General features: G+C 56.5%; 18 protein-coding genes. 6 read left to right on the top strand and 12 right to left on the bottom strand.

Going from position 1 to position 16,983, the window contains the following annotated elements:
- Nucleotides 1-58: 58 nt before the first annotated feature.
- Complete coding sequence (locus tag JJL52_RS07995) at nt 59-1,063, top strand: DUF4124 domain-containing protein (protein ID WP_202051885.1); 1,005 nt, start codon at nt 59-61, stop codon at nt 1,061-1,063.
- Here the strand turns inward: JJL52_RS07995 and argB are convergent.
- From argB to JJL52_RS07940, 11 genes are all read right to left on the bottom strand, one after another.
- Entirely contained in the window at nt 1,060-1,950 is an 891-nt protein-coding gene (argB, locus tag JJL52_RS07990; RefSeq protein WP_202051884.1) for an acetylglutamate kinase, read from the bottom strand. The genes JJL52_RS07995 and argB overlap by 4 nt on opposite strands.
- A gap of 20 nt (nt 1,951-1,970) precedes the next feature.
- Complete coding sequence (locus tag JJL52_RS21315; protein WP_236994138.1) at nt 1,971-4,535, bottom strand: phosphomannomutase/phosphoglucomutase; 2,565 nt, start codon at nt 4,533-4,535, stop codon at nt 1,971-1,973.
- 221 nt (nt 4,536-4,756) lie between these two features.
- On the bottom strand, nt 4,757-5,215 hold the full coding sequence (dut, locus tag JJL52_RS07980; RefSeq protein WP_202051883.1) for a dUTP diphosphatase: 459 nt from the start codon (nt 5,213-5,215) through the stop codon (nt 4,757-4,759).
- A gap of 170 nt (nt 5,216-5,385) precedes the next feature.
- Nucleotides 5,386-5,802, bottom strand: a complete 417-nt coding sequence (locus JJL52_RS07975) for a DUF6691 family protein (protein ID WP_202051882.1) — start codon at nt 5,800-5,802, stop codon at nt 5,386-5,388.
- The gene (locus JJL52_RS07970; RefSeq protein WP_202051881.1) at nt 5,799-6,230 is read right to left on the bottom strand and encodes a YeeE/YedE family protein; all 432 of its coding nucleotides are present in this window, start codon (nt 6,228-6,230) and stop codon (nt 5,799-5,801) included. The genes JJL52_RS07975 and JJL52_RS07970 overlap by 4 nt, the downstream gene beginning before the upstream one ends.
- A gap of 681 nt (nt 6,231-6,911) precedes the next feature.
- A complete protein-coding gene (locus JJL52_RS07965) occupies nt 6,912-7,049 on the bottom strand; it encodes a hypothetical protein (RefSeq protein WP_202051880.1) in 138 nt (45 codons plus the stop codon).
- A gap of 113 nt (nt 7,050-7,162) precedes the next feature.
- On the bottom strand, nt 7,163-8,785 hold the full coding sequence (locus tag JJL52_RS07960) for an alkaline phosphatase (protein ID WP_202051879.1): 1,623 nt from the start codon (nt 8,783-8,785) through the stop codon (nt 7,163-7,165).
- A 77-nt stretch (nt 8,786-8,862) separates the two neighbouring features.
- Nucleotides 8,863-9,513: a DUF599 domain-containing protein gene (locus JJL52_RS07955; RefSeq protein WP_202051878.1), complete on the bottom strand. Its 651-nt coding sequence runs from the start codon at nt 9,511-9,513 to the stop codon at nt 8,863-8,865.
- A gap of 97 nt (nt 9,514-9,610) precedes the next feature.
- Entirely contained in the window at nt 9,611-10,795 is a 1,185-nt protein-coding gene (cfa, locus tag JJL52_RS07950; RefSeq protein ID WP_202051877.1) for a cyclopropane fatty acyl phospholipid synthase, read from the bottom strand.
- Between the two features lie 538 nt (nt 10,796-11,333).
- Nucleotides 11,334-12,536, bottom strand: coding sequence for an exo-beta-N-acetylmuramidase NamZ family protein (locus JJL52_RS07945; RefSeq protein ID WP_202051876.1), 1,203 nt, complete (start codon nt 12,534-12,536; stop codon nt 11,334-11,336).
- A gap of 37 nt (nt 12,537-12,573) precedes the next feature.
- Nucleotides 12,574-13,104: a DOMON-like domain-containing protein gene (locus JJL52_RS07940; protein WP_202051875.1), complete on the bottom strand. Its 531-nt coding sequence runs from the start codon at nt 13,102-13,104 to the stop codon at nt 12,574-12,576.
- A gap of 148 nt (nt 13,105-13,252) precedes the next feature.
- Between JJL52_RS07940 and JJL52_RS07935 the strand changes: the two genes are divergently transcribed.
- Complete coding sequence (locus JJL52_RS07935) at nt 13,253-14,083, top strand: quinoprotein dehydrogenase-associated SoxYZ-like carrier (protein ID WP_202051874.1); 831 nt, start codon at nt 13,253-13,255, stop codon at nt 14,081-14,083.
- A gap of 80 nt (nt 14,084-14,163) precedes the next feature.
- Here JJL52_RS07935 and JJL52_RS07930 read toward each other — a convergent pair whose 3' ends face one another.
- Nucleotides 14,164-14,565, bottom strand: a complete 402-nt coding sequence (locus JJL52_RS07930) for a hypothetical protein (protein WP_202051873.1) — start codon at nt 14,563-14,565, stop codon at nt 14,164-14,166.
- A 252-nt stretch (nt 14,566-14,817) separates the two neighbouring features.
- On the opposite strand from JJL52_RS07930, the gene JJL52_RS07925 reads away from it, so the two are divergent.
- The 4 genes from JJL52_RS07925 to JJL52_RS07910 are packed head-to-tail and all read left to right on the top strand — an operon-like array spanning nt 14,818 to nt 16,741.
- Nucleotides 14,818-15,456, top strand: a complete 639-nt coding sequence (locus tag JJL52_RS07925; RefSeq protein WP_236994137.1) for a beta-ketoacyl synthase chain length factor — start codon at nt 14,818-14,820, stop codon at nt 15,454-15,456.
- Nucleotides 15,441-16,238, top strand: a complete 798-nt coding sequence (locus JJL52_RS07920) for a lysophospholipid acyltransferase family protein (protein ID WP_202051871.1) — start codon at nt 15,441-15,443, stop codon at nt 16,236-16,238. Before JJL52_RS07925 ends, JJL52_RS07920 begins: the two co-directional genes overlap by 16 nt.
- Nucleotides 16,228-16,476 carry a phosphopantetheine-binding protein gene (locus JJL52_RS07915; protein WP_202051870.1) on the top strand — a complete coding sequence of 83 codons (249 nt, stop codon included), beginning with the start codon at nt 16,228-16,230 and terminating at the stop codon, nt 16,474-16,476. Before JJL52_RS07920 ends, JJL52_RS07915 begins: the two co-directional genes overlap by 11 nt.
- 7 nt (nt 16,477-16,483) lie before the next feature.
- Nucleotides 16,484-16,741: an acyl carrier protein gene (locus JJL52_RS07910; protein ID WP_202051869.1), complete on the top strand. Its 258-nt coding sequence runs from the start codon at nt 16,484-16,486 to the stop codon at nt 16,739-16,741.
- Nucleotides 16,742-16,983 lie beyond the last annotated feature (242 nt).

Below are 16,983 nucleotides of genomic sequence, written 5' to 3'. Positions count from 1 at the left end.
TTGAAGATGCGGAACTTTCGCTATACTTTAGAAGGCTTTTTCTATTTCTTTTAACGTCATGCAAGACCGCGCTTTTTTTATCAGCCTGTTGTTTGCCGTACTTTGTCTGACCGCGGGGCAGGCTCATGCCAAGAAAATGTACCGCTGGGTGGACGAGAACGGTAAAACGTTTTTGTCCGATCAGGTGCCGCCGGAACAGGTTCAACATCGGCGCGAGGAACTGAGTGAAAAGGGCCGCGTCGTCCAAATTACGGAGAAGGCAAAAACCAAGGAGCAGATCGAGCTTGACCGGCGCCTGGAAGCCTTGAAAAAGCAGCAGGAAAGCATCATCGCCCGGCAAAAGGCTAACGACAAGGTCTTATTGAGTACGTTCCGCAATTTAAGGGATATGGAGGATACGTTAAAGAAAAAAATGCATGCGATCGAGGGGCGGATCGGACTTTTGGGCAACAATAAACATCGGGCGGAGACCGAACTGGAAAATCATCTTCAGCATGCGGCCAATCTTGAGCGCAGCGGCGAGAAGATCCCGGCGGTGTTAACCCAGAATATCGATAAGGCGAAGGCGCAAATCAAAGCGGTACAGGCAGAGATCGAAAATCAGGAAAGCAAAAAAAGGCAGGAAGAAAGCGCGTTCGAAGCGGATATCGAACGCTATAAATTTCTGACGCATTCCGATACCGAGGCGCCGCAGGAGTTGAGCGACAAAACGGCTGAAATGAAAGCCGCGGTTGAACTGGGCTTGTACCTTTGCAATAGCTCCAGCCAATGCGCGAAGGCCTGGGAAAGTGCGCATCAGTTCGTGCGCCGCTTTTCGACGACGCCCATCGACATCGACAACGATAAGCTGCTGATGACGGCCGAACCGGCGGCAGACTCCGATTTAAGCCTGTCCGTGTCGAAGATCGACATGGGCAACAATCAGCAGCAGTTGTTTCTCGACATCCGCTGCCGGCAGTCGTCGCTGGGCATGGAACTCTGCGCCGGCGACAAAGTGCGCGACATCCGGACGTCTTTCCGATCGTATATCGAAAACGCCGTAACGGACGCGAAGGCCGATTAACGGCTCAACAGCAAGGTGCCGACGCCCTGATCGGTGAATAATTCGAGCAGTACCGCATGCTCCACGCGGCCGTCGATGATATGCACCTTGCCGACGCCGCCGCGCAGCGCATCGGTTCCGCAGCGGGTCTTCGGAATCATCCCGCCCGAAATCGTACCGTCCGCGATCAGATCGTCGATGTTTTTCAACGTCAAGCCGGTTAACAGCTTGCCCTCCTTATCCAGAATTCCGGCGGTATTGGTCAAAAGAATCAGCTTTTCCGCCTTCAACACTTCCGCGACCTTGCCCGCAACCAGATCGGCGTTGATATTGTACGAGTGGCCGTCCGCGCCGACGCCGATCGGAGCGATCACCGGAATGAAATCGCTTTGGCCGAGCATTTCGACGACCGATGGATCGATGCTGCTGACTTCGCCGACATGGCCTAGATCGATGATTTCAGGCGACTGCGCATTCGAGTCCGCTTTGGTCAGATGAATCTTTTTCGCCCGGATGAAGTCGCCGTCCTTGCCGGTCAGGCCGATTGCCTTGCCGCCGTGGATGTTGATCAGGTTCACGATCTCTTTGTTTACCAGTCCGCCGAGCACCATCTCGACCACGTCCATGGTTTCGCTGTCGGTAATCCGCATCCCGTCGATAAAGCCGGTCGTCTTGCCCAGTTTTTCGAGCAATCGGCCGATTTGCGGGCCGCCGCCGTGCACCACGATCGGATTGATTCCGACCAGTTTCATCAAGACGATGTCGCGGGCGAAACTGTGTTTGAGCGCTTCATCGACCATCGCGTTACCGCCATACTTGACGACTACGGTTTTTCCCTTGAAGCGTTGAATATAAGGCAGGGCTTCGATCAGGACATCGGCGATCTGGTGGGCTTTTCGGTTTTGCATCGTTTTTGGGGATTCCATAATTAAAAGGGAAGGACTAAATCAGAATCTACGGTTTTAATCATCTGTCTGAAGTGCTGCTGAATTCTTGTCAATGACTCGCGGGTATCGGCCTCGAAGCGGATCACCAGCGAAGGCGTCGTGTTCGAGGCCCGCACCAGGCCAAAGCCATCCGGATAGTCGATTCTGATTCCGTCAATGGTGGTGACTTCGGCGTCGGAAAACGCGGCGACCAGCTTCAGCTTTTCGATGAATTGGAAATTTTCGCCTTCTTTCAGCATGATGTTCAATTCCGGCGTATTGAAGCTGTCAGGCAGCCCAGCAAAAACTTCCGCGCTGGTGCGGCTGTCTTCGGACAGGATTTCGATCAAACGGGCCGCCGTGTATAGGGCGTCGTCGAAGCCGAACCAGCGGTCATTGAAGAATATATGCCCGCTCATCTCGCCGGCCAGCGCAGCGCCGGTTTCCTGAAGTTTTGCCTTCATCAGCGCGTGGCCCGTTTTCCAGAGTGTCGGGCGCCCGCCGCGGTCTTTGATCTGGCTGGCCAAATGGCGGCTGCATTTGATGTCGAAAATGATTTCGGCTCCGGGGCGCGCGGCCAGCACGTTTTGCGCATACAACATCATCTGCCGGTCCGGCCAGATGATTTTGCCGTTCGAGTCGATCACGCCAAGCCGGTCGCCGTCGAAGGCCAGGCCCAGGTCGGCCTGGTAATGCGCGACCGCCATGATCAGTTCTTGCAGATTGGCGGGTTTGCTCGGGTCGGGATGATGATTCGGAAAGTTTCCGTCCACCTCGCAGTTCAATTCGATCACTTCACAGCCGATTGTCTTGAGCAATTTGGGTGCGATCTCGCCGGCTACTCCGTTGCCGCAATCGATGACGATTTTCATCGGCCTGCCCAAGTGGACGTCCTCGGATACGGTGCCGATGTATTCGTTGGCGAAGCGGCCGTTTTTCTCGATCGCGCCGGGCTCACCAACCGTATAGGCCTGGCTGTCGATACATTTTTTCAGGTTCCGAATACGTTCTTCCGCCAGCGTTTCGCCTTTGATCACCATTTTAATGCCGTTATATTCGGCCGGATTGTGGCTGCCGGTGATCATCACGCCTGAACGGTCTTTGGAGTGGTGAGCAACAAAATAGAGTACCGGAGTCGGCACCATCCCAATATCGAGCACGTTGCAGCCGGTGGAAAGGATCCCCTTGGCGACCGCGGCCGCCAGGCCGGGGCTTGTTTTCCGTCCGTCGCGGCCCAGTACGATCGTGCGGCAGCCCTGCGATTTGGCTTCGGTCCCGAGCGCCCGACCGATATCGTACACGATGTCTTGAGTTAGGGATTCGCCGACAATGCCCCGAATGTCGTAGGCGCGAAAAATGGCATTTTTGGGATCCTCGCCGATTTCGGCCGGAGCCGCGGTTTTTGGGACGGGCGGTTTCTCTAGAACAGGGGGAATGCTGGCGGCCTGCTGCTCCGGTTTCTGGCCGGCTGCCGGTTTTTTGAAGATATTGGAGCTCGCCGGCGTCTTGGGGGCGGCTTTCGCGGCCGGTTCGATGTCGAACCCGAAATCGGTGTGGGTTGAAAAGTCGGTAAATCCGAGGCCGGAGTCTATCGCCTGCTTCGGGGGGACGGCCACTTCGTTGCCGTCGTGGTCCATGACTCGCTTGTACTGGGACAAAATCGATATGAAACCTTTCATTTCGCTGAGCCGGGTCACGTAGTTGCCCTGAAAATTGTTTTTCATCAGATCCTTGAAAGCGCGCATTGTACTGCCCAGGTCTTCGGCCAGCATCTTGGACAGTCGACGGTAGCTCAGCAGGAATAAAACCGTCATCAGCCCCAGCGGAACCAAGATAAAGCCGAGCATCAGGCCGGAGTCGAGCGTGACTGGCACATCTTCATTGACATGCCCGTAATGGAGAATCCAATCGGTGTTCGCAACCGGAATTTGCAGGCGGCCGTCTCCTTTTTCCCCTGGCGTATGACCGGCCGCCCCTAACAGCAGCTTGCCTTGGTGCAGGCGGATATAGCCGTCGTCGATCTTGGCCAGTGCGATGCTTTTGCGGATAATGTCGTCGTCGAAGCCGACTAACAGCACGCCGATCGCCTGTTCTCCCTGGACGATTTTTCTGGCTATCGCCAGATGCCGGTCATTCGGGGTTTCGCCTTGTACAGCCGGTAGCGGGTTGTGGTTGTTCGAAAACGTTTCGCGGACCATATTCAGATCGGCGTAAGTCATCGGCGGCGAGCCCTTGTCGTCCAGTTCGGTGGTGCCAGGCAGCAGGAGCCTGACGCTGAGAGCGTTCGGGAGCAGCGGCAGCATTCGGTCAGCCGCTTGCCGCAGCGTTGCGGGATTTTGGCTGGCGATGGCCTGTATCGTTTCGGGAGTTTGCGCCAATTTGTCCAGACTTTTATCCAGCAGTTCGATCTGTACGGATATCGACAGGCCGATGCCTTTGGCGAGGGCGCCGAGCGCTGCCTCCTCGGATTGCTTTATTGCGTGGGATGCGATCCAGAAAACGCCTGCATTCGAACTGAGAAGCAGCAAGAGGGAAGCGGCGGCCAAATAAGAGAAAAGTCGAAACATCCTCTATATCCTAAAATGAATAAAAATCAGACGGGTGGGTTTTAAGCGCGGGGCGCCAACCGGTCGCGATCGGGCCACCCCCGCTTTTCCCGTCGCGCCGGGGCGGCGCCGAAACACGCGGTACGGCGCTTGGGAAAGCGATTTCGGGAGCGCGTCTTCCGGCGGCATCTGTGCAGGCGCTTTCGAATCCGCTTAAGAATAACCGGTAACAGGAAAAAACATTAGGCTTTCCCCGTCGAGCCGAAGCCGCCGGTTCCGCGGTCGGTAACAGTCGTAAATTCGGAAACGAGTTTAAGCGCCACTTGGACGACCGGCATGAAAAGCAGCTGCGCGATCCGCTCGCCCGGGTTGACGGTGTAATCGTTTTCGCCGTCATTGTGCAGGATCACACCGATTTCGCCATGGTAATCGGAATCGATGATACCGACGCCTTGACCGACCCTGATCTGGTGATTCAGGCACAGCCCGCTTCGGCTCGCGACGACCGCGACCAGTCCGGGGTCCTGGATATTGATCGCCAGGCCGGTGCCGATCAGCCGGTTTTGCCGGCCGCCGATCACGACGGACTCCGGAATGCACGCTATCAGATCGATTCCCGCGGAGCCGACGGTTTTATAGGACGGAACGCCGTATTGTTCGAGCAGCGGGTTCACTATTCTGGTTTCGATCAGTCGTTTCATGGATACGGGGACGTTTTCCTAGACAAAAAAGACACTGCGCCGAGGCAGCGTGCAAAAAGGAAAATTTTAACATTCCTGTTCCCTTCGGACACCTGATAAATCGAAGGAAAATCGAGGCGCCGAAAGAGGCGGCAACGTCCGGACCAGGGGCGTTGCCGAATTGGCGGGGGCTAGGGCTTGTCCAGCAGGCGGTGGGTGACGAAAAAGCCGGAATAAATTGCGAGGATCATGATCATCGACTCCCGAGACAACAGGCTCAGGCCGGTGACCGAAGGGCCGGGACAGTAACCGCTCATGCCCCAGCCGATGCCGAAAATGGCCGCGCCAAAGATCAGTTTCGGATCGATGGCGGCCTTTTGAGGAAGTTGAAAAGACCCGGACCAGAGTGGCACGCGACGTTTCAGAATGATTCGGAAGGCAGTCATCGCAACGGCCAGCGCTCCGATCATCACAAGCAGCAGGCTGGGGTCCCAGCGGCCAGTCACATCGAGAAAGTTCAACACTTTGTTCGGATCGATCATGTGCGAAAGCGCCAGACCCGTGCCGAATAAAATCCCACTCAGAAATGCGATTGCATCAGTCTTCATGCGGTTAGCTCCAACAGGTGGCGGATTACGTAGACGGTGAGCATGCCGGCGACGATAAAGGTCAGCGTCGCCGCGATCGAGCGAATTGACAGGCGAGCGATTCCGCAGACGCCGTGGCCGCTGACACAGCCGTTTGCGATCCGGGTCCCGACGCCTACCAGAAAACCGCCGATTGCCAGCAATTCGACCGGATAACCTTGACGCGGGACATTGAAGCCGGGCATGAGCCATTGAAGGAGTCCTCCGCCGGCAACGAGGCCGGCCAGAAACAGCAGCCGCCAGGCCCGGTCGTTTTTCGGCGCGAAAAACACGCCGTTCATGATCCCGCTGATGCCGGCAATCCGCCCGTTGAAAAACAACAGCATCGCGCTGGCGATCCCGATCAGGGCGCCGCCCGCCAAGGCGGAATAGGGAGTGAAATTTTCCATGATTTGCAGCCTCTTCAGAGTAAAAAACGGGGATAAATAAAGCCTATAAAAATAACATTAGCATATTATAAATAATTAATCATTTGCTTTTCTAAAGACTGATGACCCAAGGGCAGGCTCGCTATCTTTACAATAGAGGCGCGACTCCGGCTAGGCCTTGTCAAATCAGGATGATAGAGATTATGGCGCGATTGCTCCGGCTCATGGCCCGGTTTTTCTTGAAATCCCTCTAATGGATTTGCTTCCTTCGGTAACCGCTCGAAGCCTGATTTTAGACCGTTTGCAACTATAAAGAGAATGAAGGAGAAATGGGGGAGCCGTTTCCGAAACGAAAATTGCAGGGATGCGGAGAAGAAGGGAGAAGGCCCCAAGCCGTTCATCGATTTTGACGTTAATGGCGGGTGTCGAGCATTGGGACTGGCCGAACACCCCCTAGGGGGATGGCGGCAGGCAGTTGTAGGGTACGCTATGCGTACCATGAGGATGAAAAGGTACGCACAGCGTATCTTACAACGGGGGGAACCCAAGCTGGGCAAAGGAGGCATCACGATGAATGCCGGCGGGGGAACGCCGATCGAACCACTCTGCGGTTATGGCATGCAGAGCGAGAGCATACCGTCCTGACCGCGGCATCGGCGAGGGGAGTATCGCCCGTAATTTATACGGGACAAGAACGTGGAGCTACCACTTCAGGAATAAAGCCTCGGCGAGCAGTTCGACCGACCAGGCGACCAGCAGGCTGAGCGCCGGCAGCCCCAGCGCCGAATAGAGCAGGTTGAGGCGGACGTTTTGCCAAGGGTTGCGTTTGAGCGTTTGCATGACAATGCTCCTATCGAGTTTCGAAGGACTACATTGTGCGGCAGTTTCGTTACAATCGTGCGGCGATTCGGTGACAGTTTGATGAACTGTGCCTGAATGGATGTAAGAAAGCCTTAGTCTGCGGCATCCTTCGGCCGTAACGCCTCGATCATCAGGCGGCCGACGTCCGTATGATGCAAAATGTTCGCGAACGGCTCGACGGCTTGCCCGGCCCCTTTCGCAAATACAAAAACCGGCGTGCTGGTATGCGTGCCGCTGGCCCAGACGACCTGTTGCCGGGCGCCGACAAGTTCGGCGAGAAGATTTTCGCGGTTGTCCTTTTTATAGACGAAAAACGCGGTTTTGGCCGCCAGCTTGGGAACAGTCTTTTCGTTCAGCGAAGGATGATCGGGACGGTAATCTGCATTCGCCTCGGTTGCCAAGATTCTTTCGGCTTCGTGGGTGCCGATTTCGAATTCGGTATGGCGGTTGATGCGTTCGGCCAGCGCGGCAGCCGTTCTTCGATTGGACGGCAGGGTGTCGAATTCGGCAAAGATGGCGTGATAGCTGAGCTTTTGCGCGTACAGTTTATCGAGAATTTCGGGATTGCCGAAATTGAAATTCGGCTTGAAAACATGCCCGCTCGCCAGGGTTTCGGGGGCAGGAATGTTTTTGCCCGAGTAGCTGAAGCCGAAGCCGCCCGTTTCGTGATCGGCGGTCACGATTAGCAACGTATCTTCGCGCTCGCCCATCCAGTCCAAAACCTTGTGGAGCATCGCATCGAAACGGAGCATTTCATGCAGCAGGAGCCCCGTATCGTTCCGGTGCGCCGCCCAATCGATCTGGCCCGCTTCGATCATCAAAAAAAAGCCGCGTTCGTTCCGTTCCAGGATTTTCAACGCCTGATCACTCATTTCTGCCAGCGTCGGTTCGGCATGGCCGGCGTCCAAGCGGTTTCGGTTTTCGACGATGCCGTTGCTCATCCCAGAGCCGGCAAACAGCCCCAGGGTTTTTCCGGATGCCTGCCGCAATTGGCGGGCGTTGAAAACCAGGCGGTAGCCTTGTTTGCGGGCCGCATCCAGCAGGTTTTTCCCGTCCTTGCGCGCCGAATCGATTCGAAACGCATGCTCGATACTTGCCTCCATTTCCTGATGAATGGGCGAATTCTTTTCGGCGGCGGCTTGGGGCAGCCAATAATCGAGTCCGCCGGACAGCATCACGTCGGCGTTCGCGGCCAGCAAGTCTTCGGGAATGTTGGTTTCGTGGCTGCGGTGGGTTTCGTGTGCGGCGAACGCGGCAGGCGTTGCGTGGGTGATGCGCGTATCCGAGACCAGGCCGGTCGCCTTGCCCCAGCGTCTGGCTTTTTCGATGACGTTCTCCGCTGGGTGTCCGTCCGTATCCAGGCCGACCATTTCAGCCTTGGCGAATTTACCGGATGCCAGTTGCGTCGCGGACGCCGCCGAATCGGTGACCAGCGCCCCGTCGGGATAGGTCAGCGAAATGCCGATACGCCCGCTTTCGGCCAGCCTGTCCAACGCGGTTTTACGGTTCTTCAGTACGCCGTGCGGCGCCTGCCGCGCATAAGACAGCAGCAGGCCGACCTGCTGCGGTCCCATCCCGTCGCCGATGATCATGATCACGTTTTTGATTTCGGATCGCGCGGGCGTTTTTTCGACCAGTGTCGAACAGCCGGTCAGCAACAGCCCGGCGATTCCGAAAACAAAGGCTTTCGGTAAAGCGGATGATTTACTTTTCATTGACTTCCTGTAAATGAAAGATTGTAGCGCAGTCCCCGCAACAAAATGTTAAGGATTGATGACAAGCGCAATGCCTGTCAGGGCGCCCGGTCCATTTTGTACAGCGCCGCAATCAGAACGATCGTCGCGAGAATCAGGGGATAAGGGCCGAAAAACCAGAGGATCAGCGGCAGGCTGAAAAAAAAACTGCGCGTGCCGTAGCTATAGTAGGCGCCTGCCCGGTTCAAGTAGGTGCAGACTTGCGCGTGCGAAATGTCGGTTTCGGGCAGCCCCGCCAGCAAATTGATCATATAGCCGACATGATTGAAAAAGCGGATTGCCATTGTAAAACAGTAAAAGGCGATGAAAAAAACGAGCAGCAACAGGCCGAGCTTGATCAGCCATAACTCGCCCGCCCAGCTTGCGGCGGCTGTATCCGGATGCCAGGCGCCGGCCCACTTTTCGATCCTGTCGCTCAGATTCAGCGTACCGACGATCAGCAGCACCGAGGTCGATGCCATGAAATTGGCCGCCATGACCGAATTGCGGAGCGTCTGCACGGCTAGGACATCCATTTTGCCGCTTCGTGCCACCATCTCGACCCAGGCTGTGCGCACTTTTCGGTTAAACCCGTGTACGCTGAAATCGGGATCGCGGTGGGCGCGAAGCCGCAAAAAAAGATAGTAGATCAGTATCAGGCCGCTGCTGCCGGCGAACGCGAGCAGGTCGAACGGTAATGGGATCGGCATGGCGGAGGCTGAGTTCGTGGAAAACCGCGCCAGTATACGCCGAAGGCCGGATTTTGACGATCGGATAGCGCCTTCCAGGCGTATCAATAGGGTAAGGTTACCGGATGCTGGTATAGCCGCCGTTATGGCCGGACTTGGAGAGTACGATTTGCCACAACTGTACGCGCCGGGCCTTGAAATAGCCCGAGCAGGACAACAGGTAATAGGTCCACATCCGGAAGAAAGGATCGTTTTTGTCGCCGGACCAGGCCTCGGCGAAGTTTTTGTACCAGTTGTTCAGCGTCAGTGCGTAGTCGTAGCCGAAATTATGCCAGTCTTCCATTACGAAGACGTTCTCGATCGCCGCGCCGATTTGCTTGATCGACGGCAACAGGCCGCCGGGGAAAATGTATTTTTCGAACCAGGGATCGTTATGGTGCAGCGAGACGTTCGAACCGATCGTATGCAGCAGGAAGAGGCCGTCGTCTTTCAGGCCACGGTTGGCGATTTGAAAATAAGTGCGGAAGTTTTTATTGCCGACATGTTCGAACATGCCGATCGAAACGAGTTTGTCGAATTTTCTGTCGGACAAATAGCGTCGGGTGTCGCGATAGTCGCAAGTCACGATGTCGACCGGCAGCCCCTTGCAGCTGCTGCGCGCGCGCTCGGCCTGCTGGGGGGAGATATTGATTCCGGTTACGCTGCAGCCGTATCTTTCCGAAGCGAACTTGGCAAACGAACCGAAACCGCAGCCGATGTCGAGCACGCGGTCGTGCCGGCTGATGTTGAGCTTTCGGCAAATCAGGTCGAATTTGGCTTCCTGGGCTTCGTCCAGCGTCTTTGCCGATTTCCAGTAGCCGCAGCTCAATGCCTGCCATTTACCGGTCATGCATTCGTAAGCGTCCAGCGTCTGATCGTAGTGCTCGCAGCCGACTATAGGAGAGCGGCTCCGGGATTGCAGATTGATCAGGCGGGCGCGAAGGACTCCCCACAACAGTTTCCAGGAGAGTTTCAGGTTTTTTTCGATGTCGTGACGGGTAATGCGGGCGATCATTTCGGCCATGTCGTGGCAGTCCCACCACCCTTCGGTGTAAGCTTCGCCGAAACCGAGCGGCCCGTCCGCCAGCACGCGTTCGTAAAATCGAGGATCGCGCACTTGGATGTCGAAAGGCCTGTGGCCGTTGAGGCGGATATCGGCTTCTTCAAACAAACGGTGAACAAATTCCTGCGTCGAGCTTCTCTTGCGTCTTGGCCGCGGCGCGATTAATGCGCGGTCAATGGCAATTTTTTGGTCTTCTGTCATTTGCGAACTCCCGGTCCGGTTTAAGAGCTCCGGACTCATCTTCAAAGTCAGACGGCTGTTTTATTATGGGTTCGGTTCGGCGAAGCGTATTGTCCGGCTCTATGACGGCCTCATCGTTAAATTGAAGGTTTCGGCTGATTTCGTTAAGCAAATCGCGGTGATTCGATATTTCCGGTTAAGCGAAAATGAGAGCAAGAGGCTTCTGCGCCGCCGGCTTGAGAAAATATCGTAAACATGATTTATGACAGTTGTTCAATCCCGGCGTTCATCGGCTTTGAGAGCAAAACCATGCGCCTGGAAAATGGCGGCACGGAGTTTCCGGAATTTAGTATGCGGTTAAAAATAACTTCCCGGCATGCCGCCTGATCGTTTCTCAGCTGTAGGGTACGCTGTGCGTACCATTGGTGGGGGTGAAAAGGTACGCACAGCGTACCCTACAGCGGTTTGTGTGCTTTGGAGGGTGACCCAAGCCGGTAAAGGGGGGCACGATAGGTGCTCGGCAAGGGAACCAGAGGGGAGGTTATGATCGACCAACTCCTTAGTAAAGCAGGAACTCCAGCCTGTCAGCCAGCCAGGCGTTTTCGTCCAGGCGCGCCAGTTTTTCCAGATCCTCGGGTTCCGCGCCGGCATCATCGACCCATTCGCGCAACAGCGGCGAGCCGTTGATCACATCGATCGCCAGACGGTCGAGTTCGTATTCGTAGGGGAAATTGCGCCACAGCGGATAGTCCGGCTGTAGGCGGCGCAAGGCCTTGAAGGCCAACGCCTGCAGGCGCCAGGAGCGGAACCGCTCATGGCTGTAGGACGGGTCCTCGACATGGATTTGCAGGCCGGCGCACAGTTTGCCGGCATGTTTGTGAAAAGTCGGCTCGAACCAGCATGCGCGCAAACGGCAGCCTTCGAGCCAGGCCGGGGCGAGCGAATACATCGTTTCGATCAAACGGCGCGCATCGAGATCGGGCGCGCCGAACAACTCCAGCGGCCGTGTCGTGCCGCGGCCTTCGGAGAGGGTGGTGCCCTCCAGCATCACGGTGCCGGCATAGCAGCGGGTCATCCAGAGATTCGGTGCGTTCGGGCTTGGATTGATCCAGGTGCGCTCGCCGAGCGGCCAGCCGTAGCCGGGGGCAGCCTCGGGATTCCAGCCTTCCATCGCGATCACTTGGCAATCCACGTCAAGCTTGAACGTGGCGACAAACCAGCGCGCCATCTCGCCCATCGTCAGGCCGTGGCGCATCGGCATCGGGCCCGCGCCGACGAAACTTTCCCAGCCGGGCCGGAGGGCCAATCCTTCGACGGGACGTCCTGCCGGGTTCGGGCGGTCGAGAATCCAGACCGCTTTCCGATGCCTGGCCGCGGCTTCGAGTACGTAGCGCAGGGTGGTGATGAAGGTGTAAATCCGGCAACCCAGATCCTGCAAGTCGACCAGCAGTACGTCGAACGTGTCCATCATCGCCTCGGTCGGCCGGCGAACTTCTCCATACAGGCTGAACACCGGAATGCCGTGCACCGGATCGACGAAATCGGGCGATTCGATCATGTTGTCCTGCTTGTCGCCCCGCAGGCCGTGCTGCGGGCCGAAGGCGGCGCTGACCTTCAGATCCGGAAGGCAGGCGAGGGCGTCCAGGCTGTGTGTTAAATCAGCGGTCACCGAGGCGGGATGGGCGAGCAGGGCGATGCGTTGGCCGGCCAGCGGCGCGCGCAGGCGGCGGTCTTCGAGTAAGCGGTCTATGCCGAATTTCATGGGCGGGTCGTTATTTTAAAAGGTTGTCGGAAGGCGTTCAGTCGAGCGGATAGACGAAGCCGGCACAGTCGTGAAAATCGGGTTTTTCGGCCGGATGATGCAAGGCCCAATAGGAGATATTGCCGTCGATCGATTCGATAACCGCGGTCAGCCCCAGATGCAGGCGGGCGCCTGCCGGAAGATCGTCTGCCGCGATGCGGGCGGTCAACAGCAATTGATCCTGTGGCTGCGAAACTTCAATGACGGGAGGCGTGCCGATGCTCCAGGGCATGCGCTCGCGGTAATCGCCGAATGCATAGGCGGCCCATTCTCCCGAAGGCGAAAAATTGAATTCGCGATAAGCGGAAGTTCCGGCAGCGGTGGCAAAGGCTTCGAAACAGGTATGCTGCCATAAGCCGTCGCCGACAGCGGACGGTTTTGCTGCGGGAATCAGAATTTTTTCCAGGTTGCCGGCGAGCCGGTAGCGCAGCGTCAGGCAAGTTCCCGCGTCGCGTTCAATCTCGACGCTCAAGGAGCCTATCGAGTCGTTCGGCGTTGCGGGATGGCAATGCAGGATTTTTATCGTCATGGAAACAGGAAACCGGGTAAAAATGGCGGTATTTTAAAGCAAATATGGAATAGCGGTTCGGCTGGATTGGAGCTACGCACCGGCGAGGTTGCTCTCGTTTGCCTCAAGGCCCATAATGGGGAAGTTACTGAACCATCGGATATAGAAAATGAAAATATCAAGACTCCTGTCTATCGTGCTGTTGCTGGCCTTGCCGTTGACCGCAATGGCCGAGGGTGATGAAAACGAGTGGAACGCGACGCTGAGAAATCAGTATTTTTCCGGTAAAACGATCACCGAAAGCAGCGACGTGATCGAACTGGAAGCGCCCTACCGGGCCGAGGACCCGGCGCTGGTGCCGCTGAAAATCGTCAGCAAGATTCCGCAGACGCAGGACATTTATATCAGGAAAATTCTCGTGCTGGTCGACAAGAACCCGTTTCCGTTCGTCGGCGAGTTCGAACTGACGCCCGACAGCGGCAAGGCCGATCTGGCGATGCGGGTCCGGGTCAATACCTACAGTTACATCCGTGCGATCGCGGAAATGAACGACGGTAGGCTGATCATGACGAAAAAATTCGTGAAAGCCAGCGGCGGTTGCTCCGCTCCGATCGGGGCCGATCTGGACGCGTCGATGAAACGGCTCGGCAAAATGAAATTCAGGCTGGACGGCGGCGTGAAAGCCGGCGAGCCGAATCTGGCGCAACTGTTGATCAGTCATCCGAACATTACCGGGATGCAGATGGATCAGCTGACGCGTTTCGTGAAGAAGTCGCATTTCATCGAGCAGCTGAAAGTTACCTTCAACGGCAAGCCGGTATTGACCGCGAAAACCGACATCGCGATCAGTTCCGACCCGAATTTCCGCTTTTATTTCGTGCCGCAGTCGGCTGGAGTTCTGAAGGCGGAAATCAGCGACACCTCCTGCGAAAGCCCGACTGCGCGGGATGCGTGCACGAAAGGCTCGACCTACAGCGAATCTTACCAAGTCGAATTGTAGGGCGGAATAGCGAAGCGAATTCCGCCGAATGTAGGCCTCCATGCGGCGCAATACGGCTTTGCCTATTGCGCCCTATGACCTTATTTCACAAAGCACTGTTTTTCGGCATACGTTTCGGTTTCCTTCAGCAATTTTCTTAAATCCTTCGATTGCTGGGGGTCGCGGAAGAGGCCGCCTGCATCGCCGGGTGTACTGCGCAGATAGGTGAAGGTATTGGCTGCTTCATACTCTGCGAAAGTCATTTTTTCGGCGATTTTGTCGATTTTGCAGCCGCAGGCGTATTGCGTGATGTAGGTCAGGCCGCCGTGTTTGGCTACGCAGTTCAGCACATACTCGACCCGGTCGCGGGTCGGAAAGTCGTTGACGCGCGCCGCGGGCGCGGCTTCTGCAGGCTTGGTTTCGGGCGCGGTGGCCGCGCAGCCGTTCAATAGCGCCGGCAGAACGATGCCGGCGCATGAAAAGAATGTTTTAGTCAGGTTCATCGATCGCTTTCTCTAATACTCAAATGTTGCGGTCTTTTAGTTTAACATTTAGAGGAATAATTTTGCCAAAATGCGCTCGGCGCGCGTTTGTGGTATAAACGCGCCTTTTTAATCGAATTTGTCGGTCTTGTTTTTCGCCCTTCTTTCGCGCTTTTTTGATCCGTCATGCCCTCCGCCTTGAAAGTTGCCGATTTTGTACTGAATGATTGGGGTGTATGGGCGTCGGATTCGGAGAGCCGGGAGACTTCGTGCATGCATTCCAGCCCAAATCTCGCCGAGATTCCCGGCTTTATTCCGAAGCTGCAGCAGCGCCGCTTGAGTCCCTTGGCACGGGCGGTATTCAATGCGATCGACCGGTGTATCAAGCCGGGAGAAAACCTTCCGACCGTGTTCAGCTCCGCTCACGGCGAGGTCGGGAAGGCGTTGGCAATGCTCGAAACGATCCGGGACGGCGAGGAACTGTCGCCGACCGCATTCAGCTTGTCGGTACATAATGCGATCGCGGGACTGTATTCGATCGCCTATCGTAATCAACAGGAAATTACCGTGATTGCGCCGGGCGGCGAAGCGATCGGGCCGGCTTTTGCCGAGGCGCTCGGGATGCTGCAGGAAGGCGCGGCCGAGGTGCTGGTGGTGCTCTACGACGAACCGATCGCCGGATTCTATCCGGTTGCGCCGTTCGCACTGAACGGCGAGTTTACTTGCGCTTTGGCGATGCGCCTGGCCTTGGCGGGCAAGGGAATGCCGCTGCGCCTGAGCCGTGTGCCGAAGAACGGGGACGCGGGCGAGCAGCCCGTGCAATTGCCGTTGTTCGTCGATTTTTTACGCCGCGGCGACGGCGGAGCGGCCGTTGACTTTTGGGGGCGCGGCTGGCGATGGGAAAAAATTTAGCGTACAAGCTGAATTACGTCTGGCGTCTTTTCGGAACCGCGGTCAGTTTCACGACCTTCGGAGTCGGCGGTTTTTTACTTTGGGTGCTGGTCTTTCCGGTCTTGTCGATCCTGCCCGGCAGCCGCAGGGAGAAAATCAAACGCGGCCAGCATGTCGTCCATTACGGTTTTTTCGCATTCATCGGCCTGATGCACCGGATTGGGATCATGACCTACGAGATCGTCGGGCTGGAAAAACTGAACCGGCCCGGCCAGTTGATTTTGGCAAACCATCCGACCCTGGTCGACATCGTGTTTCTGATCAGCCGAGTCCGGGAGGCGAGCTGCATCGTGAAGGCATCGCTCTGGCGCAATCCCGCCATGCGCGGGCCGATTCTGAACGCGGGCTACATCAGCAACGGCGACCCGGAGCAGATGATCGAGGAATGCGTGGATTGGCTGCAGGCGGGCGGTTCGATGATCATTTTTCCGGAAGGCACCCGTTCGGTGCCGGGCAAGCCTTACCGTTTCCAGCGCGGCGCCGCCGCGATCGCCCTGCAGGCCGGCGCGGTCGTCACGCCGGTGACGCTGTCCTGCTATCCGAGCACGCTGACCAAGGCCGAACCGTGGTACAGCATTCCGTACCGGCGGCGTTTCCATTTGGCGATGCATGTCGGCGAGGATATTCCGCTGGCCGAATTTCAACGGATCGAGCCCAAATCGATCGCGGTACGGCGCCTGAACCGGTTTTTACAAGATTATTTCACTCAGCAAAGAGATATTTATCAGTACCATGGAAAATGAATTGAAACAATTGATCATCGAGACGCTGGATCTGGAGGATATCGGCATCGATGACATCGACAGCGGGGCGGCGCTGTTCAATGAAGGATTGGGGCTCGATTCGATCGACGCGCTCGAGTTAGGGCTTGCGATCCGGAAAAAATACAATGTCAAAATCAATGCCGAAAAAGAGGACGTGGCGAAGATCTTCGCTTCGGTTTCCGCTCTGGCGAACTATATCCAATCCGCCCGCACTTGAGAAAATAATGGAAAATCGCGAACAAATTTTGGCGGCCATCCGTGAACTGATGGTCGAGATGTTTGAGCTGAATCCGGACGATATTACCCCGGAGGCACGGCTTTATGAAGACCTCGATTTCGACAGCATCGATGCGGTCGACATGATCGTCCGGCTGAAGGAAATGACCGGGAAGGCGGTCAAGCCGGAGGATTTCAAATCGGCGCGTTCGATCGGGGACGTGGTCGAGGCGGTTTACCGGATGATGAACGAGCCGCAGGGCTAAAGGCGCCGGAACAAGAACAGTTAGGATCTGGTGGAAAATAACTTCCCGAATGTTGATTGTTGCGAAAAGCGGATGATTCACTCCCCTCTTTGAAAAAGACGACTGCAGGGATGCCGCCACTAAAGGGTGGTCTATGGACAGAGGTACGAGCCCAAGGAAGGGCGAGGTAGATCGCGTCGGGAACACGCGATCGACGACCCCACGGATGGGGGAGGTAGATCGCGTCGGGAACAAGCGATCGA

The organism is Candidatus Methylomicrobium oryzae (genome assembly GCF_016745425.1).
GTDB lineage: Bacteria > Pseudomonadota > Gammaproteobacteria > Methylococcales > Methylomonadaceae > Methylomicrobium > Methylomicrobium oryzae.
This window is presented reverse-complemented; position numbering and strand designations above follow the sequence as displayed.